General features: G+C 32.4%; 24 protein-coding genes. 17 read left to right on the forward strand and 7 right to left on the reverse strand.

The genetic code is table 11. The features are described from left to right. Position 1 precedes the first annotated feature (1 nt). A complete protein-coding gene (locus tag ACLHDE_RS07870) occupies positions 2 to 283 on the forward strand; it encodes a type II toxin-antitoxin system RelE/ParE family toxin (RefSeq protein ID WP_415395873.1) in 282 nt (93 codons plus the stop codon). Between the two features lie 247 nt (positions 284 to 530). Further along, on the forward strand, positions 531 to 1,268 hold the full coding sequence (locus ACLHDE_RS07875) for an FAD-dependent oxidoreductase (protein WP_415395874.1): 738 nt from the start codon (positions 531 to 533) through the stop codon (positions 1,266 to 1,268). Positions 1,269 to 1,311: 43 nt separating this feature from the next. Here the strand turns inward: ACLHDE_RS07875 and ACLHDE_RS07880 are convergent, their stop codons facing one another. The 3 genes from ACLHDE_RS07880 to ACLHDE_RS07890 form a co-directional block, all read right to left on the reverse strand. Next, on the reverse strand, positions 1,312 to 2,511 hold the full coding sequence (locus ACLHDE_RS07880; RefSeq protein WP_415395875.1) for a cation:proton antiporter: 1,200 nt from the start codon (positions 2,509 to 2,511) through the stop codon (positions 1,312 to 1,314). Between the two features lie 30 nt (positions 2,512 to 2,541). Next, the gene (locus ACLHDE_RS07885; protein ID WP_415395876.1) at positions 2,542 to 2,715 is read right to left on the reverse strand and encodes a CDGSH iron-sulfur domain-containing protein; all 174 of its coding nucleotides are present in this window, start codon (positions 2,713 to 2,715) and stop codon (positions 2,542 to 2,544) included. A 78-nt stretch (positions 2,716 to 2,793) separates the two neighbouring features. Continuing rightward, positions 2,794 to 3,084, reverse strand: coding sequence for a hypothetical protein (locus tag ACLHDE_RS07890; RefSeq protein WP_415395877.1), 291 nt, complete (start codon positions 3,082 to 3,084; stop codon positions 2,794 to 2,796). Between the two features lie 135 nt (positions 3,085 to 3,219). Here ACLHDE_RS07890 and ACLHDE_RS07895 point away from each other — a divergent pair, with 135 nt between their 5' ends. From ACLHDE_RS07895 to ACLHDE_RS07910, 4 genes are all read left to right on the forward strand, one after another. Beyond that, a complete protein-coding gene (locus tag ACLHDE_RS07895) occupies positions 3,220 to 4,323 on the forward strand; it encodes an FAD-dependent oxidoreductase (protein ID WP_415395878.1) in 1,104 nt (367 codons plus the stop codon). Positions 4,324 to 4,472: 149 nt separating this feature from the next. Continuing rightward, the gene (locus ACLHDE_RS07900; protein ID WP_415395879.1) at positions 4,473 to 4,703 is read left to right on the forward strand and encodes a DUF1049 domain-containing protein; all 231 of its coding nucleotides are present in this window, start codon (positions 4,473 to 4,475) and stop codon (positions 4,701 to 4,703) included. A gap of 28 nt (positions 4,704 to 4,731) precedes the next feature. Further along, complete coding sequence (locus tag ACLHDE_RS07905) at positions 4,732 to 4,914, forward strand: CDGSH iron-sulfur domain-containing protein (protein WP_415395880.1); 183 nt, start codon at positions 4,732 to 4,734, stop codon at positions 4,912 to 4,914. Positions 4,915 to 5,026: 112 nt separating this feature from the next. Beyond that, complete coding sequence (locus ACLHDE_RS07910; protein WP_415395881.1) at positions 5,027 to 5,437, forward strand: Spy/CpxP family protein refolding chaperone; 411 nt, start codon at positions 5,027 to 5,029, stop codon at positions 5,435 to 5,437. 21 nt (positions 5,438 to 5,458) lie between these two features. Here the strand turns inward: ACLHDE_RS07910 and ACLHDE_RS07915 are convergent, their stop codons facing one another. Continuing rightward, positions 5,459 to 5,773 (reverse strand): hypothetical protein, encoded by a 315-nt coding sequence (locus ACLHDE_RS07915; protein WP_415395882.1) that lies wholly within the window; start codon positions 5,771 to 5,773, stop codon positions 5,459 to 5,461. A gap of 190 nt (positions 5,774 to 5,963) precedes the next feature. On the opposite strand from ACLHDE_RS07915, the gene ACLHDE_RS07920 reads away from it, so the two are divergent. From ACLHDE_RS07920 to tmk, 6 genes are all read left to right on the forward strand, one after another. After that, the gene (locus tag ACLHDE_RS07920) at positions 5,964 to 6,461 is read left to right on the forward strand and encodes a hypothetical protein (protein ID WP_415395883.1); all 498 of its coding nucleotides are present in this window, start codon (positions 5,964 to 5,966) and stop codon (positions 6,459 to 6,461) included. Next, on the forward strand, positions 6,461 to 7,060 hold the full coding sequence (locus tag ACLHDE_RS07925) for a class I SAM-dependent methyltransferase (protein ID WP_415395884.1): 600 nt from the start codon (positions 6,461 to 6,463) through the stop codon (positions 7,058 to 7,060). Before ACLHDE_RS07920 ends, ACLHDE_RS07925 begins: the two co-directional genes overlap by 1 nt. A 77-nt stretch (positions 7,061 to 7,137) precedes the next feature. After that, on the forward strand, positions 7,138 to 8,007 hold the full coding sequence (flgA, locus tag ACLHDE_RS07930) for a flagellar basal body P-ring formation chaperone FlgA (RefSeq protein WP_415395885.1): 870 nt from the start codon (positions 7,138 to 7,140) through the stop codon (positions 8,005 to 8,007). Next, complete coding sequence (locus ACLHDE_RS07935; RefSeq protein ID WP_415395886.1) at positions 8,004 to 8,528, forward strand: UbiX family flavin prenyltransferase; 525 nt, start codon at positions 8,004 to 8,006, stop codon at positions 8,526 to 8,528. The genes flgA and ACLHDE_RS07935 overlap by 4 nt, the downstream gene beginning before the upstream one ends. Position 8,529: 1 nt before the next feature. Next, the gene (coaD, locus tag ACLHDE_RS07940; RefSeq protein WP_415395887.1) at positions 8,530 to 9,021 is read left to right on the forward strand and encodes a pantetheine-phosphate adenylyltransferase; all 492 of its coding nucleotides are present in this window, start codon (positions 8,530 to 8,532) and stop codon (positions 9,019 to 9,021) included. Then, positions 9,006 to 9,578: a dTMP kinase gene (tmk, locus tag ACLHDE_RS07945; protein ID WP_415395888.1), complete on the forward strand. Its 573-nt coding sequence runs from the start codon at positions 9,006 to 9,008 to the stop codon at positions 9,576 to 9,578. The genes coaD and tmk overlap by 16 nt, the downstream gene beginning before the upstream one ends. A 9-nt stretch (positions 9,579 to 9,587) precedes the next feature. Here tmk and ACLHDE_RS07950 read toward each other — a convergent pair whose 3' ends face one another. Beyond that, on the reverse strand, positions 9,588 to 10,265 hold the full coding sequence (locus ACLHDE_RS07950) for a superoxide dismutase (RefSeq protein ID WP_415395889.1): 678 nt from the start codon (positions 10,263 to 10,265) through the stop codon (positions 9,588 to 9,590). A 178-nt stretch (positions 10,266 to 10,443) separates the two neighbouring features. Here ACLHDE_RS07950 and hisS point away from each other — a divergent pair, with 178 nt between their 5' ends. The 5 genes from hisS to ACLHDE_RS07975 all read left to right on the forward strand — a co-directional run bounded on the left by hisS (position 10,444) and on the right by ACLHDE_RS07975 (position 17,180). Beyond that, on the forward strand, positions 10,444 to 11,655 hold the full coding sequence (hisS, locus tag ACLHDE_RS07955; protein WP_415395890.1) for a histidine--tRNA ligase: 1,212 nt from the start codon (positions 10,444 to 10,446) through the stop codon (positions 11,653 to 11,655). After that, positions 11,655 to 13,382 (forward strand): glutamate synthase-related protein, encoded by a 1,728-nt coding sequence (locus tag ACLHDE_RS07960; RefSeq protein WP_415395891.1) that lies wholly within the window; start codon positions 11,655 to 11,657, stop codon positions 13,380 to 13,382. The genes hisS and ACLHDE_RS07960 overlap by 1 nt, the downstream gene beginning before the upstream one ends. Before the next feature lies 1 nt (position 13,383). Next, on the forward strand, positions 13,384 to 15,213 hold the full coding sequence (gene speA / locus ACLHDE_RS07965; protein WP_415395892.1) for a biosynthetic arginine decarboxylase: 1,830 nt from the start codon (positions 13,384 to 13,386) through the stop codon (positions 15,211 to 15,213). 8 nt (positions 15,214 to 15,221) lie between these two features. Further along, positions 15,222 to 15,923: a serine O-acetyltransferase gene (gene cysE / locus ACLHDE_RS07970; RefSeq protein ID WP_415395893.1), complete on the forward strand. Its 702-nt coding sequence runs from the start codon at positions 15,222 to 15,224 to the stop codon at positions 15,921 to 15,923. Between the two features lie 81 nt (positions 15,924 to 16,004). Continuing rightward, positions 16,005 to 17,180 carry a pyridoxal phosphate-dependent aminotransferase gene (locus tag ACLHDE_RS07975; RefSeq protein WP_415395894.1) on the forward strand — a complete coding sequence of 392 codons (1,176 nt, stop codon included), beginning with the start codon at positions 16,005 to 16,007 and terminating at the stop codon, positions 17,178 to 17,180. A 12-nt stretch (positions 17,181 to 17,192) separates the two neighbouring features. On the opposite strand, the gene ACLHDE_RS07980 is transcribed toward ACLHDE_RS07975, so the two are convergent. Together ACLHDE_RS07980 and lpxD are read right to left on the reverse strand one after the other, a co-directional pair. Further along, positions 17,193 to 17,396 carry a hypothetical protein gene (locus ACLHDE_RS07980; protein WP_415395895.1) on the reverse strand — a complete coding sequence of 68 codons (204 nt, stop codon included), beginning with the start codon at positions 17,394 to 17,396 and terminating at the stop codon, positions 17,193 to 17,195. A 16-nt stretch (positions 17,397 to 17,412) separates the two neighbouring features. Further along, positions 17,413 to 18,366, reverse strand: coding sequence for a UDP-3-O-(3-hydroxymyristoyl)glucosamine N-acyltransferase (lpxD, locus tag ACLHDE_RS07985; protein ID WP_415395896.1), 954 nt, complete (start codon positions 18,364 to 18,366; stop codon positions 17,413 to 17,415).

An 18,366-nucleotide genomic window follows, 5' to 3' on the forward strand; every position in this document is an offset into this window, starting at 1 on the left:
CTTGCAAATTGTTTATGAAGAAAGCTTTTCAAAGTCTTTTTTAAACATACTCACTTTCATTTCCAAAGACAAAAAATCATCCGCTATAAAATTTAAAAACAATCTAAAAGAAAAAATAGAACTTCTAAAACTATCTCCATTAATGTGTAGAAAATCTAAATATATAGATAATGAAAACTATCGTGATTTAATCTTTAAGGGCTACACAACAATTTACAAAATCGAAGAAAAACAAATTAAGATTTTAGATATATTCAAATGGGAAGATAGAGCACAAACTTGATACGAGAGAGCATTTAAAATTCCGGGTCAGCTACTTTCAAAACACTTTTGGACTTCTATTTCTTTCTATAATGAAACATAAAATAATTAAAAGAGTGTTAAATTAACTAGCTAATTTTCTAGCTCTTTTGCACCTATATCAAATTATTTTTTTAGTTTCTGTAATCATTTCATCTTTTTTCATGACAATACCCCTTCATTAAGTATTCAATATAAAAAACTTGTATAATAATCACAAAAGTATTATGATGAAAAATAGTTATGATGCGATTGTACTTGGGGCAGGAATAAATGGTGTAGCAATAGCAAAGGCTTTGGCGATTGCCGAGAAAAAAGTACTTGTTATAGAAAAAAATCATATAGCATCTGGCGCTTCGTCCAACTCTTCTCGCCTTATACATGGTGGACTTCGCTACCTTGAACAGTATGAATTTTCTCTTATAAGAGAATCTTTAAAAGATCAAAAATATCTTTTAGATACTTACCCATCTCTTGTCAAACTTCACCCTTTTTATTTTCCTATATACAACAACTCTAAACGTCCAGACTGGATGATTGGGCTTGGTTTATGGCTTTACAGCTTGTTTTCTAAACATGGAAAAAAGGCTCTAAAGGTTTCTAAAGAAGAGTTTTTTAGTGAGTTTAAAAACATAAAAGACAACAACATAAGAGCTATTTTTAAAACAAATCTCTTCATCAATGCTACAGGTGCGTGGATAGATGAAATAAACAAAGAATTTAACTTACCATCCTCCTACACCATAGAAAAAGTCAGTGGAATTCATATTGTAATAGAGAGCCTGCTCATTCCTGAGCCTCTTCTCTTAGAAACAGCCTGTAAACGTATCTTTTTTATGATTCCTGAGGATAAGACAACTATTATAGGTACTACAGAGCGAAGTGTTCTGCATATATACGGTGGAAAACTGACCACTTTCACCTCTTTGGCAAGAAAAGTAGTTAATCTTCTCTCAAGAGATGTTTGAGAGAAGAGACAGAAAATCACTAAAATATAAGAGTTAAACTTCTCTAAACACACTCGCCTTTAAAATATTTTTTTAGTAAAAAAGGCGGTATAACAGTTGTAATAATTATCACAAATATCAGCATTGCATATATTTCATTTGGCAAGATTCCGTTTACTCTGCCCATCTCGGCAAATATAAGACCAACCTCGCCTCTTGGTATCATGGATATTCCGATTATTACATTGTTTTTGATACACTTTTGAATAATAAAAAATGCACCTATAAACTTACTGAAAAAAGCTATAAATACAAAAGATACTCCCATAAGCCAAAACGAAGAAGATGTAAAATCTATGACAGTCAAATCCATAGAGAGACCAACCATAACAAAAAATATAGGTGTAAATATTTGAATAATTGGTCTCATATTTATTTCGACTTCGTGGAGCAGTTTATCATTTGTGCTTAAAAATGCACCAAATGGTAAGAAAAATCTTCTTGAAAGAGCTATACCTGCCGCAAAAGAACCTAAAATAGCAGGTGCTCCAACTAAATGTGACAAGTATGCAAAAAATAAAATAAGAGAGATTATAATAGTTGGGATATAGCCAGGCACCAAATCTTTACCATGAAATTTATCTATCATATATGAGAGTGTTTTAGCTAAAATAGGAGCTAAGATTAAAAATGTCAAAACCATACCAGCTACCGATAAAGTATGATTAAAATTAGTTTCATGGGAGATTGAAAAGTCATAGATAAATACAAGCAATATAATACCTATAATATCATCAATTACAGCAGCACCAATAACGATTTGAGCAATATTTGTATTTTGCATATGTATATCTTTTAAAACTCTAACCGTGATACCAATACTTGTGGCGGTTAGCGTTCCAGCTATAAACAAAGATATATCAAATGACAACTCAAAAAGATAATATGCTACAGAAAATCCAAATATTAAAGGTAAAATAACCCCAAGGAGTGCCACAACAAGCGATTTGCTTCCTGCATCTTTTAAACGATTAAAATCTGTTTCCAGTCCAACTTCAAAAAGAAGTAAAATAATTCCAATCTCTGCTAATATTTTTAGTATCTCATTTGGCTCTATAAGACCTAAAATAGATGAACCAAGAACAATTCCAGCGAATACTTCACCAAGAACAGATGGCACACCAAATCTTGCGAATAACTCACCCAAAAATCTTGATACCATTAAAATTAAAAACAGCGTTAAAATAAAATCATGTGCTTCCATGCACTATTATACTATTTTCTTAAAAACAGACTAAACCTCAATATTAATGTTTTTTCCAACATCTTCATCTTTGTAAAAACTATGAGTTCCATCACAAAAGACTCCTTCTTTGCTTCTTCCACACGCACAAATTAGGTACTCAACACCAGTTTCTAGTTTTACGCCTTTTGATTTGTTATTAAATATAACTGAATCTTTACACATTGTTCTCTCCTCAACTACACCCATGAGTTAATATGAATATCCAGTATCCGAAGCTACTTTCAAAACACTTTTGAACTTCTATTTCTTTCTATAATGTGACATAAAATAGTTAAAAGAGTGTTTTAAAGCTTTATTTGTTAACTCTACAAATTCTTTGACTTCTTTGTAATTTTCTTCAGCCTTACTTGAAATAGTGTCAAATTTTTTGTCTGCTTCTTGATAAAGACTTTCTAGCTCTTTTGCACCTACATCAAACTGTTTTTTAGCTTCTATACTTAGATGTGAACTTGCTTCTTTAATCTCATCTATCTCTTTTTGGAACTTAACTAACTGTTTCTTAGCTTCTGCAATCATTTCATCTTTTTTCATGACATACCCCTTTATTAAGTTTTCTTATCTTAATTCTATCATAGATGACTTGATATATTTAATAATAGTTACTAAAGAGAAGATTCGCAAGTATTCAATGTAAAAACCTTGTATAATAACTACAAAGGGGTTATGATGAAAAATAGTTATGATGCAATTATACTTGGGGCAGGAATAAATGGTTTAGCAATAGCAAAAGCTTTGGCGATTGCCGAGAAAAAAGTACTTGTTATAGAAAAAAGTCATATAGCATCTGGCGCTTCATCCAACTCTTCTCGCCTTATACATGGTGGACTTCGCTACCTTGAACAGTATGAATTTTCTCTTATAAGAGAATCTTTAAAAGATCAAAAATATCTTTTAGATACTTATCCATCTCTAGTCAAACTTCACCCTTTTTATTTTCCTATATACAACAACTCTAAACGTCCAGACTGGATGATTGGGCTTGGTTTATGGCTTTACAGCTTGTTTTCAAAACATGGAAAAAAGGCTATAAAGGTTTCTAAAGAGGAGTTTTTTAGTGAGTTTAAAAACATAAAAGACAACAACATAAGAGCTGTTTTTAAATACTACGATGCAAAAACAGATGATGATGCACTCACACATAAGATAGCCTCAGAAGCTCAAGATGCAGGAGTAAATATACTCGAAAATACACAACTCAAAGAACTACACATAGAAAATGATACTATCACTTTTGATACTAGCAAAGGAGTTTTTAAAACAAATCTCTTCATCAATGCTACAGGTGCGTGGATTGATGAGATAAACAAAGAATTTAACCTGCCATCCTCCTACACCATAGAAAAAGTCAGTGGAATTCATATTGTTATAGATAACCTGCTCATTCCTGAGCCTCTTCTCTTAGAAACAGCCAGTAAACGTATCTTTTTTATGATTCCCGAGGATAAAACAACTATCATAGGTACTACAGAGCGAAGTGAAAACTCAAATGTTGATGATATAAAGGTAAATAACGAAGATATACAATATCTTTTACAAGAGAGTAACAAGTACCTAAAAACAGAGCTAAAAACTAGTGATATTAAAGAGACTTACATAGGAGTAAGACCTATTATCAAAAGTAAAAAAGATATTTCTCAAATGTCCAGAGAGTACAAGCTAGACCTGCATCATATTGCAAACAACAGAATTCTACATATATACGGTGGAAAATTGACCACTTTTACCTCTTTGGCAAGAAAAGTAGTTAATCTTCTCTCAAGAGATGTTTGAGAGGCTTACACTTAAAAAAGTTCAATTAAAAATCTAGCAGGAGCAGAAAATGATGCCTCAAACATCACTTTTAATAGAACATTTTTCATGTTCTTATATTTGTTTATATTAAGCTTTAGTTACTATAATGAAAGTGAATAAATAGTTAGATGCAAAGAGAGGTTAATATGGTAAAAATAAAGTTTTATACAGCACTTGTTCTAATTGTACTTGTCCTTATTATTGTTTTACAAAACACAGCGCTTGTGGAGACTAAGATTCTATTTGCAACAATTATAATGTCTCGAGCTGCTCTTTTAGGTATTACTATGCTCATTGGTGTAGCTGTCGGTTTTCTTATAGCTCTAAACCTTGCAAATCGTTTACCTAAAAAAGATTGATATTTTAACAAACAACTAGGAGAAAGTTATGTGTAAAGATGCGATCATATTTAACAACAAACCAAAGGGTACAAAACTAGAAGCTGGTGTTGAGTACTTAATTTGTGCATGTGGAAGAAGTAAAGATGGTGTATTTTGCGACGGAAGTCATAGTTTTTACACAGATGAAGATATTGGAAAGAACATCAACATTGAGCCTTTACCTCTTTAAGTAAACTCATTATACAGAAACAAGGCATCTTTTATGATGGACAAGTATTTATATTAACAATGTCTTAACACAAATACTGTATTATCACTTTACCAAATAAAAGGAAGAAAATATGACAACAAAATTCTTTACAATAGTAACTCTCTTAGTATTAACAATAGGCTCAACTTCACTACTTGCAAAACAAAAACCATTTTTAATCCATGGGCAGTTACCTCACCTGACTGCAGTCATAATGCAACTATGGGACGATGAAGACTTAGCACTTACACCTGAACAAAAAACAAAACTAAAACAGATTAGACTAAAAACTGTAGGTGGTCTAGCAACTCTAAAAGGTGAAGTATTTCCACTTGAAGCTGAGATAGTTAAAGCAAGTAAAAATGGTACTAATCCTAAAGAGTTAGAAGAAGATGTTGAGAAGTTAGCAGAACTAAGAGCAGAAGCAACGATGATTCACCTTAAATGTCTATACAACACGAGAAATATTCTTACAAAAAAACAGCTTAAGATGTTAGATTAAAGTATTTGCAGTGCTAAAAGGCTACTGCAAATACATCTCCATATCATTCAACTCATCTAGAGTTGGTTGAGTCAACTTAGTGTGACACCCATTGAGCTCTTCTTTTAAATGTTGGTCTATATGATGATTATCGCGGATTGCTGAATAAATCCCGATATCTATAGTTTCTTCATACTTTATAAAAGTATCAAAGATATCATTTAATGTATTTAAATTCTTTGTTTCTTTTGCAACACTGATAACATGGGTTCTGTCCCTCCACAACTCTGATAAAGAATCTCTTTTAATGATTGCCTCTACAGCTTTTTCCATCTCTTGTATATAGTGCGAATGCATAGCGTATCCTTTTTTTTTGTTCTCTTTAAATAATTTTATCCCTATATTGTATGTTTAGTAATATTGTTTGCAAAGTAATTAATAAAATTAAAATACTCTAAATAAGAAAACAATTTTAGATGTTTTGGAAGTTTTACTAAGATAAAGAAATAAAATTAATGTTAGAATATTATGATATAAAGGGGTATTGATGAACAATATTGAAAAAATCCTCCATAAAGATGAGTCTGTTTTAGTTAAAGCAGACATATCTAAAACTTTTTATACGTCTATCACTTCACTTTATTTATTGGGATTTATTCTGCTTTTTATAGGTTATGAATATGGTATAGGCGTCATTGGTGCTGTCTTAGTCCTGCGAACATTTTATATTAACTTACAAGAGATAAAAGAGAAGAAGTCATATAACTGTTTACTTACTCAAAACAGGCTCATTATACTAAAAGGTCATAAGATAAAAGAGATTTTTCCCATAAACCTTGAAGATATAAGAACTATATACATTAAGCCAATTAACCAAAAACTAAAACACATCTTAGATGTTGGCACTTTAGAAGTTATTACTACATCTGGTGGTCGATATGTGATTCAAAATATAAAAGAACCGTATCTCTATCACAAAGCTATTATTGGAGATATTGTCAGTGCCACACACTATTCAAACAAAAATAAAAAAAAGAAGACATAATGTCACTAAAAGATAAAGAAAAATGGGACGTAAAGTATCTCGAGAAAAGCCAACTGTTAAGACCTAGAGAAGCTAGTCAAAATCTAAAAAAAAACATCGTACACTGTAAAGGGACTAAGGCTTTAGACTTAGCATGTGGCTCAGGGAGAAACAGCATCTTTTTAGCCCAGTGCGGTTTTGAAGTAGATGCATTTGATATTGCCGAAGTTGCCATAAAAGCCTTAGAGGCTGAAGCGAAAAAGAGAAATCTTACTTCTAAAATAAATGCTTATAAAGTTGATTTAGACACACATATCATCAAAAAAAATTATTATGATATTATCGTTATGTCCAACTTTTTAGATAGAGCAGTTTTAGCATCTGCCATGAAGTCACTAAAAAAAGATGGGATACTTTTTGTTGAAACATACATGCTAAGCGATTCAAATGAAAAAGATTCAAACATAAACAACCTGTTAAAGAGTCAAGAATTAAAAGAGATGTTAGATGACTCATGGGATATTCTTTACTATGATGAGTTTGAAAATGAGGACTATGAAATATATAAGATGAAAAAGCAAGTAGTAGTTGCGAAAAACAAGCAAATATCAAAATTTTAAAGTTTTTACTTTTATGAAATATTAATGAAAGCCCACAATTGAAAATAATATGTTAGAATACAAAAAAAAGTATATATATGTTAAGTAAGTTTGTCTTTTTTATTCTACTCTCTAGTCTTTTATATGCTGAGAATATCATTCAAAGTACTTACCATATAAATAGTGATGATATATATATTTCTAACATTATAAAAAATCCTTCATATGACAAACAGATATACAAAATAGAACTTGGAAAGTATACAAAGAGAGTAAGAACAAAAGAACTTTTAAAAGTTCTCAAAAAGTACGGATACAAAAACTTTAGTGCTAAAAGTAGATATGTAAAGTTTATAAAAAAAAGTCCTATAGATACATCAAAAATAGCTTCAAGTATTAAAAAATACTATTTAGCTAATTATAAGAACATAGATATAAAAGAGATAATAGTTGAACCAAGAGGCTATCTAGAAACTCTTCCGCAAGAGTATCAAGTTGAGATAAGAAGACAAAATTATCTTTCTAAAAGTGGTGTTTTAAATATAAAAACAGTGGATAATAAAAAAATATATTTCAACTATCGTATAGTCGCAAATATTTGGATTTACATCACAAAAAAACGAATAAAAAAAGATACTGAACTATCAGTCATAAATACTATAAAAAAGAGTATAATTTTGGATAATTTTAGGTCAAAACCCATAGAAGTTTTAGATGCCAATGCCCTTCAAAGCAAACATCATATTAAAAAAAATAAGATTCTAACAGCAAGAGATATTGAAACATTAAATGTTGTAAAAAAGAACTCTTACGTAAATGTCAGTTTAGATTCTCTAAATATGTCTATTAGCTTTAGTGCAAAAGCACTCCAAGATGGAAAAGTAGGAGATACTATAACAGTTCAAAAAAGTGACCTTAAGAGACTAAAGGTGAAAGTTATTGGTAAGAATAGAGTGGAGATAAGATGACAAAAAAAATAATTATAGCTACAAGTGGTGCTAGTGGAGTAAACTTGGGACTAAAAACCCTTAAATTACTTCCAAAAGAAATAGATAAACATTTTATTATGACAAAGAATTCAGAAATTGTTTTAGATAAAGAGAACAACCTAACAGCTTATGATAATGAAGATATATCTGCAAGTATCGCATCCGGTTCTTTTGGTACAGATGCAATGATAATAGCGCCATGCAGTATGAATACTCTTGCTAAAATCGCCTGTGGCATTTCTGATAACTTGGTTACAAGATGCGCTAGTGTAATGATAAAAGAGCATAAAAAGCTTATTCTTGCTCCACGAGAGATGCCGTTTTCTGCTATTGCTTTGGAAAACATGCAAAAACTTGCTACCTTGGGAGTTATTATAGCTCCACCAGTAATGGCTTACTATTCTGAGCAAAAAACTCTTGATGAGATGGAAAACTTCATCATAGGTAAGTGGTTTGATCTGCTTAATATAGAAAACAACCTTTATAAAAGATGGGAATAATATGAACAAAATAGCACTCTATCCTGGTACATTTGACCCTATTACAAATGGTCACTATGATATTATTGAAAGAGCATTGAGACTTTTTGATGAAGTAATTATAGCTGTTGCTATCTCAGAAGATAAAAAACCTATGTTTACACTTGATGAGCGTATAGAGATGACAAAAGAAGCTATCAAAGACTTAAAGAATGTAAGAGTTGTTGGCTTTGATAATCTAACTGTTGAACTTGCAAAGACACATGATGCCAGTATTATCATACGAGGTCTTAGAGCTGTAAGTGATTTTGAGTATGAACTGCAGCTTGGCTATCTAAATAACTCACTAGATGACACCATAGAAACTGTCTATCTAATGCCAAAATTAAAGCATGCATTTATTAGCTCGTCTATAGTAAGAAATCTGCTTAAATTCAATGGTAAAACAGAGCATCTGCTTCCAAAAGAAGTTCAGAAAATCATAGGGAGTATGAATTCATGTACATTGCAATAGAAGGTATAGACACAGCTGGAAAGAGCACACAAATTCAGAAGCTCAAAGAGAATCTTCCAGATGCTATTATTACAAAAGAGCCAGGGGCTACAGCTATTGGTAAAGAGATAAGAGATATTGTTCTTAGTGCAAAAACACAAAGTAAAAAAGCTGAATTTTTACTCTTTTTAGCAGATCGTGCTGAACATATTAAAGAAGTAGTTGGGCCAAATTTGGGAAAAATGATTATCTCAGATAGAAGTGTAGTAAGCGGTGTAGCATATGCTCTGATTCAAGGTGAAATAAGCGAAACAGCTATAGTTCACTTAAATAGATTTGCAACAGGCGGTATTTACCCTGAGAAAGTTTTTCTTCTTAAACTTACAAAAGAAGAACTTGAGTACAGACTTTCTCAAAAAGAACTAGATGGAATTGAGTTAAGAGGTGCAGAGTATCTCTTAAGCATACAAGATGCAATCATAAAAGCTACAGAGCTTCTAAACTTGGAACTTGTAACCATAGATGCTACAAACGCCATTGAAGAGATAACTAAAGAGATACTCAAAAATATTGAGTAGCTATTTAATTTAGCTTGTTACTCTATCTGCATTTTGCAGATCATCTAGTATTTGACAAAAAGGATCGTGTATATCATTACACACTTCTGTCCCTATAAAAACATGATTATCTGTTTTGTCATATGCTTCTTCTGCAAAATCCCAATTAATATGATTCCAAAACTCTTCTAAGTATTTAGGACGTAAGTTTCTATAATCTATATAATATGCATGTTCCCAAACATCACATACAAATAATGGCACCATACCTGAACCCAAAGGTGTTTGTGCATTATGAGTTTGTTTAAGCATTAACTGACCTTTTGGTTCTCGAACTAACCAAACCCAACCTGAACCAAAAAGTGTCGTTGCTGCCTTTATAAATTCTTCTTTTAAAGCTTCTAAAGAGCCAAAGTCATTATTGATTTTATTCAAAAAATTTCCACTTGGATTTAACTTTAAATTAGTAAGACTGTTCCAATAAAAAGTATGATTAAATACTTGTGCAGAATTATTAAAAACAGCTCCATCAGAATCACGAATAATGGATGAGAGTGACATTTTATCAAACTCAGTTCCTTGAATTAATTCATTGAGCTTATTTACATAAGCAGTATGGTGTTTATAGTAATGATACTTTATAGTCTCCTCGGAGATAAAAGGCTCAAGGGCATTGTCAGCGAATGGCAGTTTTGGTAATTCAATCATAACTTTTCCTTTAATAAATCATATCACTTTGCAAATAATTATAAGATTTTTTTATTAAAATACATTGAATAATCTTACTTACTTTAAAAAAAGGGCTTCAATAAATCATATATAAGCAAAAAATGGTATTCTTTCATTTTAATAATTATTACGCGAATAGACATAACGAAGGAAACAAATGATTAAATCACTCAGAGGAATGAATGATATATTAAGTGAAGATTATGAAAGATTTACTCACTTCATTAATACAGCTACTAATATAGCTCAAAAGTATGGCTACCACTTCATAGAAACTCCTTTACTCGAAGAGACTGCTCTTTTTAAACGTTCAGTTGGTGAATCTAGTGATATTGTCGGTAAAGAAATGTATCAGTTCATAGATAAAGGCGACAATGATGTCTGTCTTCGTCCAGAAGGAACGGCTGGTGTTGTTCGCGCATTTATCCAGAAAAAACTAGATAAAGCCGGTGGAATACACAGATTTTTCTACCATGGTCCAATGTTTCGTTATGAGAGACCTCAAAAAGGAAGACTAAGAGAGTTCCATCAGTTTGGTGTTGAGAGTTTTGGCGTTGATAGTGTTTATGAAGATGCTACTATGATTATGATGGTTAGTGATATTTTAAAAGCTCTTGGAATCGGTTATAGACTTCAACTAAATTCTCTTGGAGATAATAACTGTATGCCTCAGTATCGCGAAAAGTTAGTAGAGTTTGTAAAAGGGTGTGGAGATGATATCTGCGAAGATTGCATAAGAAGACTTGACACTAACCCTATTCGTGTACTTGACTGTAAAAATGAAAGTTGCCAAGCACTATACAAAGACGCACCAAAACTAATCAACTGTTTATGCAAAAATTGTGAAGATGATTTTAGTTCTCTTAAAAAAATTCTAGAAGATAATAACATCGACTATGAAATAGATACAAATCTAGTTCGTGGACTGGACTACTACTCAAAAACTGCATTTGAGTTTGTAAGTGATAATATTGGAAGCCAGAGTGCCATTGCAGGTGGTGGTAGATATGACAGACTTGTAGAGTTCCTAGATGGTCGCCCTACCCCAGCTGTTGGTTTTGCCATGGGTATAGAGCGTCTTATGGAACTTATTGTTATGCCTGAAGTATCAAGAGAAGGCTATTATATAGGAGCTATGGACGAAGAAGCTGTCAGCTTAGTGGTCAAGTTAGCTCATAAGAAAAGAAAAACAGACAGAGTGATTATTGATTATAAAGCTAAAAACTTTAAAAACCATATTAAAAGTGCAGATAAAGAAAATGTAAAATACTTCTGTATTATTGGTAGCAATGAGATACAAAGTGCTACTATGACAGTTAAGAATCTAGAAGATAAAACTCAACGGACAATGGACTTAAAGGATTTTTAATGGATACCCTTCATATATTATGGGCTATATCTATAGACTTTATTGAATTTTTCATACTTGCTGGTATCCTTGCTATAATAATGCTATATGTATATGATAAATATGTTCAAAGAAAACATGCCTTACTAATAAACTATCCTCTTATTGGTCGTTTTAGATATCTATTTGAAACATTAAGAGAACCTCTTCGTCAATATTTTGCAGAAGAGACATTTTATGATTCAAAAGACAAGGTTGACTGGGTATACACAGCAGCAAAAGATAAACCAAACTACAAGTCATTTTCGGTTGCTCAACCATTTTCCGGTTCAAGGTTTATTATTAAACACGCTACAAATGTGCTAAACGACGATGAAGTAGACGAAGATACATCTGTAATTTTTGGTAAAGACAGAGAAATTCCATTTGTATCTTATACACCTATTATCCGTTCTGCTATGAGTGATGGTTCACTTTCTCCTGAAGCCATAAGAGCATTTTCAATAGCTGGAAAAAAAACAAACCTTACTATAAATACAGGTGAAGGTTCTTTAACCTCAAACCATCTTTTTACACACAAGCCAGACTTAAAAAATGCTGAGTATCTTGAGATAGTAAAAAGCACTCCATGGGCTGAGTTCTTATTTAAAATAGGAAATAAACTCTTTAATAGATCTAGAGCTTTAAAATGGTACAGAACTGCTCTACTTAATAAAAAAACTCAAAACACATATATCTATGATACTATCTCACATGTACTTTTTAGAGTAAATTGGAAAGCTCCATTAGAGTCTTTTCCAAAAGAGGTACCAACTGATATAGCAAATACAATTTTTCAAATGAGTTCAGGACTTTACGGAGTTAGAGATGAAGATGGAAAGTTTGATGAGCTAAAATACCAAAAAGTAATGAAGTTTTGTCGTATGACTGAGATAAAGATTGCACAAGGTGCAAAACAAACTGGTGGAAAACTAGCAGCTGCAAAAGTTACTGCTGATATTGCTTACTACAGAGGTGTTCCAGAAGGTAAAGATATATTTTCACCTAACAGGTTCCCTTATGCAGACTCTACTGAACATCTACTTGATTTTGTTGAGAGACTTCAAAAACTCTCTGGTAAGCCTGTTGGATTTAAGATAGTCATCTCAGATGCAAATGCAGTTGATGAGATGGTACTAGCTATATCAAAAAGAAAAACAGCAGGTAGAAATATTCCTGATTTTATTACTGTTGACAGTGGAGAAGGTGGTAGTGCTACAGCTCCTCTAGAGTTAATGGAGTCAGTTGGGCTTACGACAAATAATGCTCTATACGTTTTAGATACAATGCTAAAAAAACATGAAATACGTCAAGATATAAAAATCATAGCAAGTGGGAAAATTTTAACTCCTGATGATGCAATAATTACTTTATGTATGGGTGCAGACGCTATTGGTATTGCGAGAGGTTTTATGATGAGTGGCGGCTGTATACGTGCTCGTATGTGTTCTGGTTTTGGCTCACACGTATGCCCCGTTGGAATGGCAACACAAGATGAGAAGAAAAGAGCTTCATATCTAGTTATTAAAGAAGGAAAAGAGATAGGAAATTATCATATTAACCTAATCAAAGGGATGAAAGTCGTCTTAGCAGTTATGGGAATTAAGAATATTAATGATCTAAACAAGTCGCATCTTACATTTAAAAATCAAAATTCTGAAATATATTTTGATATAGATAAATATTTTCACCAAAAGTTGAATATATAACATGAATAATTTTGGATTAAACATATGGTCAAATAAAAACTTTGTTATTGAAGACGGCCTAATAAAACTAAACTATAAAAGTATGCCTTCTCTTTTGGAGATAACTGAAAAGATTCGTTCTAATAATGTGCGTGGACCTATGTTACTTAGGTTTCCACATCTTATAAGAAGACAGATTCGTACACTCTATTCTTACTTTGATAAAGCAATAAAAAACAACAAATACGAAGGTAGTTTCAATGCTGTTTTTCCATTAAAAGTAAATCAGTTTCCACATGCTGTTGAAGCTATTATGTCTCAAGGTAAAAAGTTTAACTATGGACTTGAGGCAGGAAGTAAAGCAGAACTTATTCTCGCAATGAGTCAAACTAATTTAGGTGCTAATATAACAGTTAATGGGTTTAAAGATAAAGAGATGATAACTCTTGGTTTTATTGCAGCTCAAAGCGGGCATAATATTACACTTACCATTGAGGGGCTCGGCGAACTTGAGACTATTATAGAAGTTGCAAAAGAGTGTAATTTAAAAATACCTAACATTGGCATCAGAGTTAGACTTCACAGCGCAGGAAGTGGCATCTGGGCTAAGAGTGGTGGCATGGATGCTAAATTTGGTCTAACATCAACAGAAATCATTGAAGCTATTACACTTCTCTCTCAAGAAGATATGCTAAACAACTTAACAATGATTCACTTTCATATTGGTTCTCAAATGTCAGATATAGCACCACTAAAGAGAGCTCTTCGTGAAGCTGGAAACATCTATGCCGAACTTAGAAAGATGGGAGCTAAAGAGTTAAATAACATCAATATTGGTGGTGGTTTAGCCGTAGAATATGATCAACACACTCCTTCTACATCTAGAAACTACTCTATAGATGAGTTTTCAAGCAGTGTTGTATTTTTACTAGCTGAAATAATGAATGCTAAAAAGGTTAAGCATCCAAATATCTTTACTGAATCAGGTAGATTTATTGTTGCTTCGCACGCTCTACTTATTACTCCTGTTTTAGAACTTTTCTCGCAAGACTATCAAGAAAAACTACTAAACTTTAAAGAAGTAAACCCTCCTATACTACAAGAACTTATCGAGTTAAACAAGCTTCTTAGTAATCAAAACTGCATAGAGTATCTTCATGATGCTCTAGATCATATGGAATCACTTCTTACTCTTTTTGATTTAGGTTACATTGACTTGCAAGATAGATCAAATGCAGAAATATTAGTTCATAATATTATAAAAAAAGCTCTTTATCTAAAATCAGCAAACCCTACAGATGAGCTTGAGCAATTACAGGTAAAACTACAAGAAAGATACCTAATCAATGCTTCTATATTTCAAAGCTTACCTGATTATTGGGGATTAGATCAACATTTTCCTGTAATGCCTATTCATCATTTAAACTCCACTCCATTAAGAGCTGCATCTTTGTGGGATATAACATGTGATAGTGATGGGGAGATAGGTTTCAACCCAGAGAAACCCTTGTATTTACATGATATAAACTTAGATGAAGAAGAGTACTTTCTTGGTTTTTTTAATGTTGGAGCTTATCAAGAGACTTTAGGGATGAATCATAACCTTTTTACACATCCAAGCGAATACACCATAAAAATTGATGATGAAGGTTATAAAATCATAAATGAAGTTGAGTCAAAAAGTATCTTAGATATCTTAGAATCTATTGGTTATGATAAAAATGAAATTTTAGAAAAACTTAAAAATGACCTGATAATGAGTGATTTTATTGCAGAGAAAGAAAAAGATGATACACTTGCAAAACTTGAAACTTTTGTAGAACAAAATGGTTATCTACGAACAACAAATTAAGGCTTATTATGGGAATTTACGCACAAATAAAAGAAGATTTTTCAAATGCTTACAAAAATGACCCTGCCCTAAACTCAAAAATAGATTTTCTCTTCAACTATCCTGGTGTTTGGGCAATTGCTTGGTACAGAATAGGACACAAGCTTCACAAATCAAACTTCAAAAGACTCGCAAGAATAATAATGGGTCTAAACCAGATGATTACCACTATAGATATTCATCCAGCTGCAACTATTGGTCAAAGAGTTTTTATAGATCATGGTGTTGGTGTTGTTATCGGTGAGACAGCTGTCATAGAAGATGATGTACTAATCTATCAAGGTGTAACTCTTGGTGGGGTATCTCTAACTCATGGAAAACGTCATCCAACTATAAAAAAAGGTGCTGTACTTGGTGCTGGTGCTAAAGTTCTTGGAAATATTACCATAGGTGAGTATTCTAAAATAGGGGCTAATTCTGTTGTTGTTAAAGAAGTTCCAGATTACTCAACTGCCATAGGTATTCCTGCTCATGTTATTGCAAAAGGGAGATGTAAAGATCCATTTATGCACAATATGCTTCCAGATATCAATAAAGAGATGTTTGAGTATTTACTTAAAAGGGTTGCTATTTTAGAGCATATCCTAGTTGAAGACAATAATAACGTTCTTGTAGAAGATTTAGAATTAGAAAGCATATATGAATCATTTATTAAGGCTATGAAAAGCTAAAAACTTCAAAACCTCTTTTATAAAAACAAATATCTATTATTTTTTTAGTATAATGTCACCAATATTTTATTGGAGGCACTTATGCTAACTGACCGCGTTAACACACTATCTGAATCTATTACAATCGCTATTACAACTTTGGCACAGGAACTAAAAGCAGAGGGTAAAGATATCCTTAGTTTTTCTGCAGGAGAGCCTGACTTTAACACACCTCAAGTAATTAAAGATGCTGCTATAAAAGCAATAAATGAAGGTTTCACTAAGTACACCGCTGTTGATGGAATTGTTGAACTTAGAGAGGCTATTGCAGCAAAGTTGAAAAAAGATAATGGTTTAACTTATGCTCCAAACCAAATAATTGTAAATAATGGAGCTAAACACTCACTATTTAATCTTTTCTCAGCAACTATACAAGATGGTGCTGAAGTGATTATTCCTGCGCCTTACTGGGTAACATATCCAGAGCTTGTTAAGTATTGTGGTGGTAAGGTAGTTGAGATTGAGACTACTGATGAGACTTCATTTAAGATTACTCCTGAGCAATTAAAAGCTGCAATCACACCTAAGACTAGAATGTTAATTTTAACGACTCCTTCCAATCCTACTGGTTCTATCTACACAAAAGAAGAGTTAGTTGAAATTGCAAAAGTACTAGAAGGAACTGATATCATCGTGGCATCTGATGAGATGTATGAAAAACTCACTTATGAAGGTACATTTACATCATGTGCTGCAATTAGTGAAGATATGTATAAAAGAACTGTGACTATCAATGGACTTAGCAAATCAGTTGCAATGACTGGTTGGAGATTTGGTTATATGGCAGCAGCAGATACAGAACTTATCAAAGCTACTAAAAAATTACAAAGTCAAAGTACTTCAAATGTAAACTCAATTACTCAAAAAGCTGCAATAGCAGGTCTTGATGGAAGTGCAGATGCTGATATAGAAATGATGAGAAAAGCATTTATAGAACGTAGAGATGAAGCTGTTAAGCTAGTAAATGCAATTGATGGACTTAGTGTTGTTAAACCTGATGGCGCTTTTTATCTTTTTGTAAATATAAAAGAAGTTAGTTCTGACTCACTTGACTTTGCAAAAGAGTTATTAGACAAAAAACTTGTTGCTGTAGTTCCTGGCGTTGCATTTGGCAGTGAAGGTTACTTTAGAATGAGTTTTGCAACCGATATTGACACTATAAGAACTGGTATTGCAAGAATTGCTGAGTTTGTAGGTGAGTTAAAAAAAAGAGTTTAAAGTAGGTCTAACCTACTTTAAACTTTGTAACGCTTCAATAACTTCATCTAAGTTTTCAAGTGGAAGATGTACTTTCCACTCTGGAGCATCTACATTCCCAGATAGAGAAATACCAATACTAGCTACAGTATGACTGTCTTTTCCATATGGCTCTTCCAATTTAGCAACTGAAATAATACCTTTTTTAGTTCCACTTAATGCAATTGTTTTTGACATTATAAATTCCTTAATTTTACTGTTTTAATAGTCTAGCGATTTTAACCTGAAGTTTCAACCATAACTTATGATCCATCAGAGGGAAACCAGCAAAAGTTAAGCCACTTTCTTTGATACTTTTTGTTATACCGCTTCTTGCAGCAAATGTATTAAAAGGAGCTATACTTAAATGTCCAGCTGTAGCACTTTGTCCACCCATTACAACATTTCTTCCCAAAGTACTAGAACCAGAGATACCGGTTTGAGCAACTATAACACTATATTCGCCTATTATACAGTTATGTCCAACTTGAACAAGGTTGTCTATGCGAACACCTTTTTTAATAAGAGTAGTACCAAAGGCAGCTCTATCTATTGTTGTTGAGCTGCCAATTTCAACATCATCTTCTATGATAACATTTCCATTTTGATAAATTTTTCTATGTTCACCAATTTTTGATGTCGCAAAACCAAAACCATCACTTCCTATAGTTGTATTTGCATGTATAATACAATCATTTCCTATCTTACAATCTCTATATACTGTGACATTAGGATATATAATAGTATTATCACCGATTATAGATTCGGCTCCTATATACACATGTGCCATTATCATACAATTTTTACCAATTTTAGCGCCATTTGCTATCTCTGCTTTAGATGAAACTTTACTACCCTCACCCACTTGGGCAGCGGCTAGTGAGTTATCTTCTATACTTGGTGCAAAATATTTTGAAAGTGTAGCCATTTGCCAATAGGCAAAGTCAACTACTAGGGCTACGCAACCATTTTGTACGTAATCTTTTGTAGCATTATCTACTATTATAGCACCGGCCTTAGAATTTTTAATATCATTGATATATTTTGAATTTGAAACAAAAGAGATTTCTGTACTTGAAGCTTCTGTTAGTGTATTCATACTTGTTATTTCAAAATCTTCACCATAAAACTCTGCTCCTATTATTGAAGCTATTTCTGATATCTTCAT

The organism is Sulfurimonas iocasae, from assembly GCF_047716755.1.
GTDB lineage: Bacteria > Campylobacterota > Campylobacteria > Campylobacterales > Sulfurimonadaceae > Sulfurimonas.

Bases quoted from the DNA above. Each gene is read 5' to 3' on its own strand.
- ACLHDE_RS07875 (WP_415395874.1), top strand. From the start codon at position 531: ATGAAAAATAGTTATGATGCGATTGTACTTGGGGCAGGAATAAATGGT.
- ACLHDE_RS07880 (WP_415395875.1), bottom strand. From the start codon at position 2,511: ATGGAAGCACATGATTTTATTTTAACGCTGTTTTTAATTTTAATGGTA.
- ACLHDE_RS07885 (WP_415395876.1), bottom strand. From the start codon at position 2,715: ATGTGTAAAGATTCAGTTATATTTAATAACAAATCAAAAGGCGTAAAA.
- ACLHDE_RS07890 (WP_415395877.1), bottom strand. From the start codon at position 3,084: ATGAAAAAAGATGAAATGATTGCAGAAGCTAAGAAACAGTTAGTTAAG.
- ACLHDE_RS07895 (WP_415395878.1), top strand. From the start codon at position 3,220: ATGAAAAATAGTTATGATGCAATTATACTTGGGGCAGGAATAAATGGT.
- ACLHDE_RS07900 (WP_415395879.1), top strand. From the start codon at position 4,473: ATGCAAAGAGAGGTTAATATGGTAAAAATAAAGTTTTATACAGCACTT.
- ACLHDE_RS07905 (WP_415395880.1), top strand. From the start codon at position 4,732: ATGTGTAAAGATGCGATCATATTTAACAACAAACCAAAGGGTACAAAA.
- ACLHDE_RS07910 (WP_415395881.1), top strand. From the start codon at position 5,027: ATGACAACAAAATTCTTTACAATAGTAACTCTCTTAGTATTAACAATA.
- ACLHDE_RS07915 (WP_415395882.1), bottom strand. From the start codon at position 5,773: ATGCATTCGCACTATATACAAGAGATGGAAAAAGCTGTAGAGGCAATC.
- ACLHDE_RS07920 (WP_415395883.1), top strand. From the start codon at position 5,964: ATGAACAATATTGAAAAAATCCTCCATAAAGATGAGTCTGTTTTAGTT.
- ACLHDE_RS07925 (WP_415395884.1), top strand. From the start codon at position 6,461: ATGTCACTAAAAGATAAAGAAAAATGGGACGTAAAGTATCTCGAGAAA.
- flgA (WP_415395885.1), top strand. From the start codon at position 7,138: ATGTTAAGTAAGTTTGTCTTTTTTATTCTACTCTCTAGTCTTTTATAT.
- ACLHDE_RS07935 (WP_415395886.1), top strand. From the start codon at position 8,004: ATGACAAAAAAAATAATTATAGCTACAAGTGGTGCTAGTGGAGTAAAC.
- coaD (WP_415395887.1), top strand. From the start codon at position 8,530: ATGAACAAAATAGCACTCTATCCTGGTACATTTGACCCTATTACAAAT.
- tmk (WP_415395888.1), top strand. From the start codon at position 9,006: ATGTACATTGCAATAGAAGGTATAGACACAGCTGGAAAGAGCACACAA.
- ACLHDE_RS07950 (WP_415395889.1), bottom strand. From the start codon at position 10,265: ATGATTGAATTACCAAAACTGCCATTCGCTGACAATGCCCTTGAGCCT.
- hisS (WP_415395890.1), top strand. From the start codon at position 10,444: ATGATTAAATCACTCAGAGGAATGAATGATATATTAAGTGAAGATTAT.
- ACLHDE_RS07960 (WP_415395891.1), top strand. From the start codon at position 11,655: ATGGATACCCTTCATATATTATGGGCTATATCTATAGACTTTATTGAA.
- speA (WP_415395892.1), top strand. From the start codon at position 13,384: ATGAATAATTTTGGATTAAACATATGGTCAAATAAAAACTTTGTTATT.
- cysE (WP_415395893.1), top strand. From the start codon at position 15,222: ATGGGAATTTACGCACAAATAAAAGAAGATTTTTCAAATGCTTACAAA.
- ACLHDE_RS07975 (WP_415395894.1), top strand. From the start codon at position 16,005: ATGCTAACTGACCGCGTTAACACACTATCTGAATCTATTACAATCGCT.
- ACLHDE_RS07980 (WP_415395895.1), bottom strand. From the start codon at position 17,396: ATGTCAAAAACAATTGCATTAAGTGGAACTAAAAAAGGTATTATTTCA.
- lpxD (WP_415395896.1), bottom strand. From the start codon at position 18,366: ATGAAGATATCAGAAATAGCTTCAATAATAGGAGCAGAGTTTTATGGT.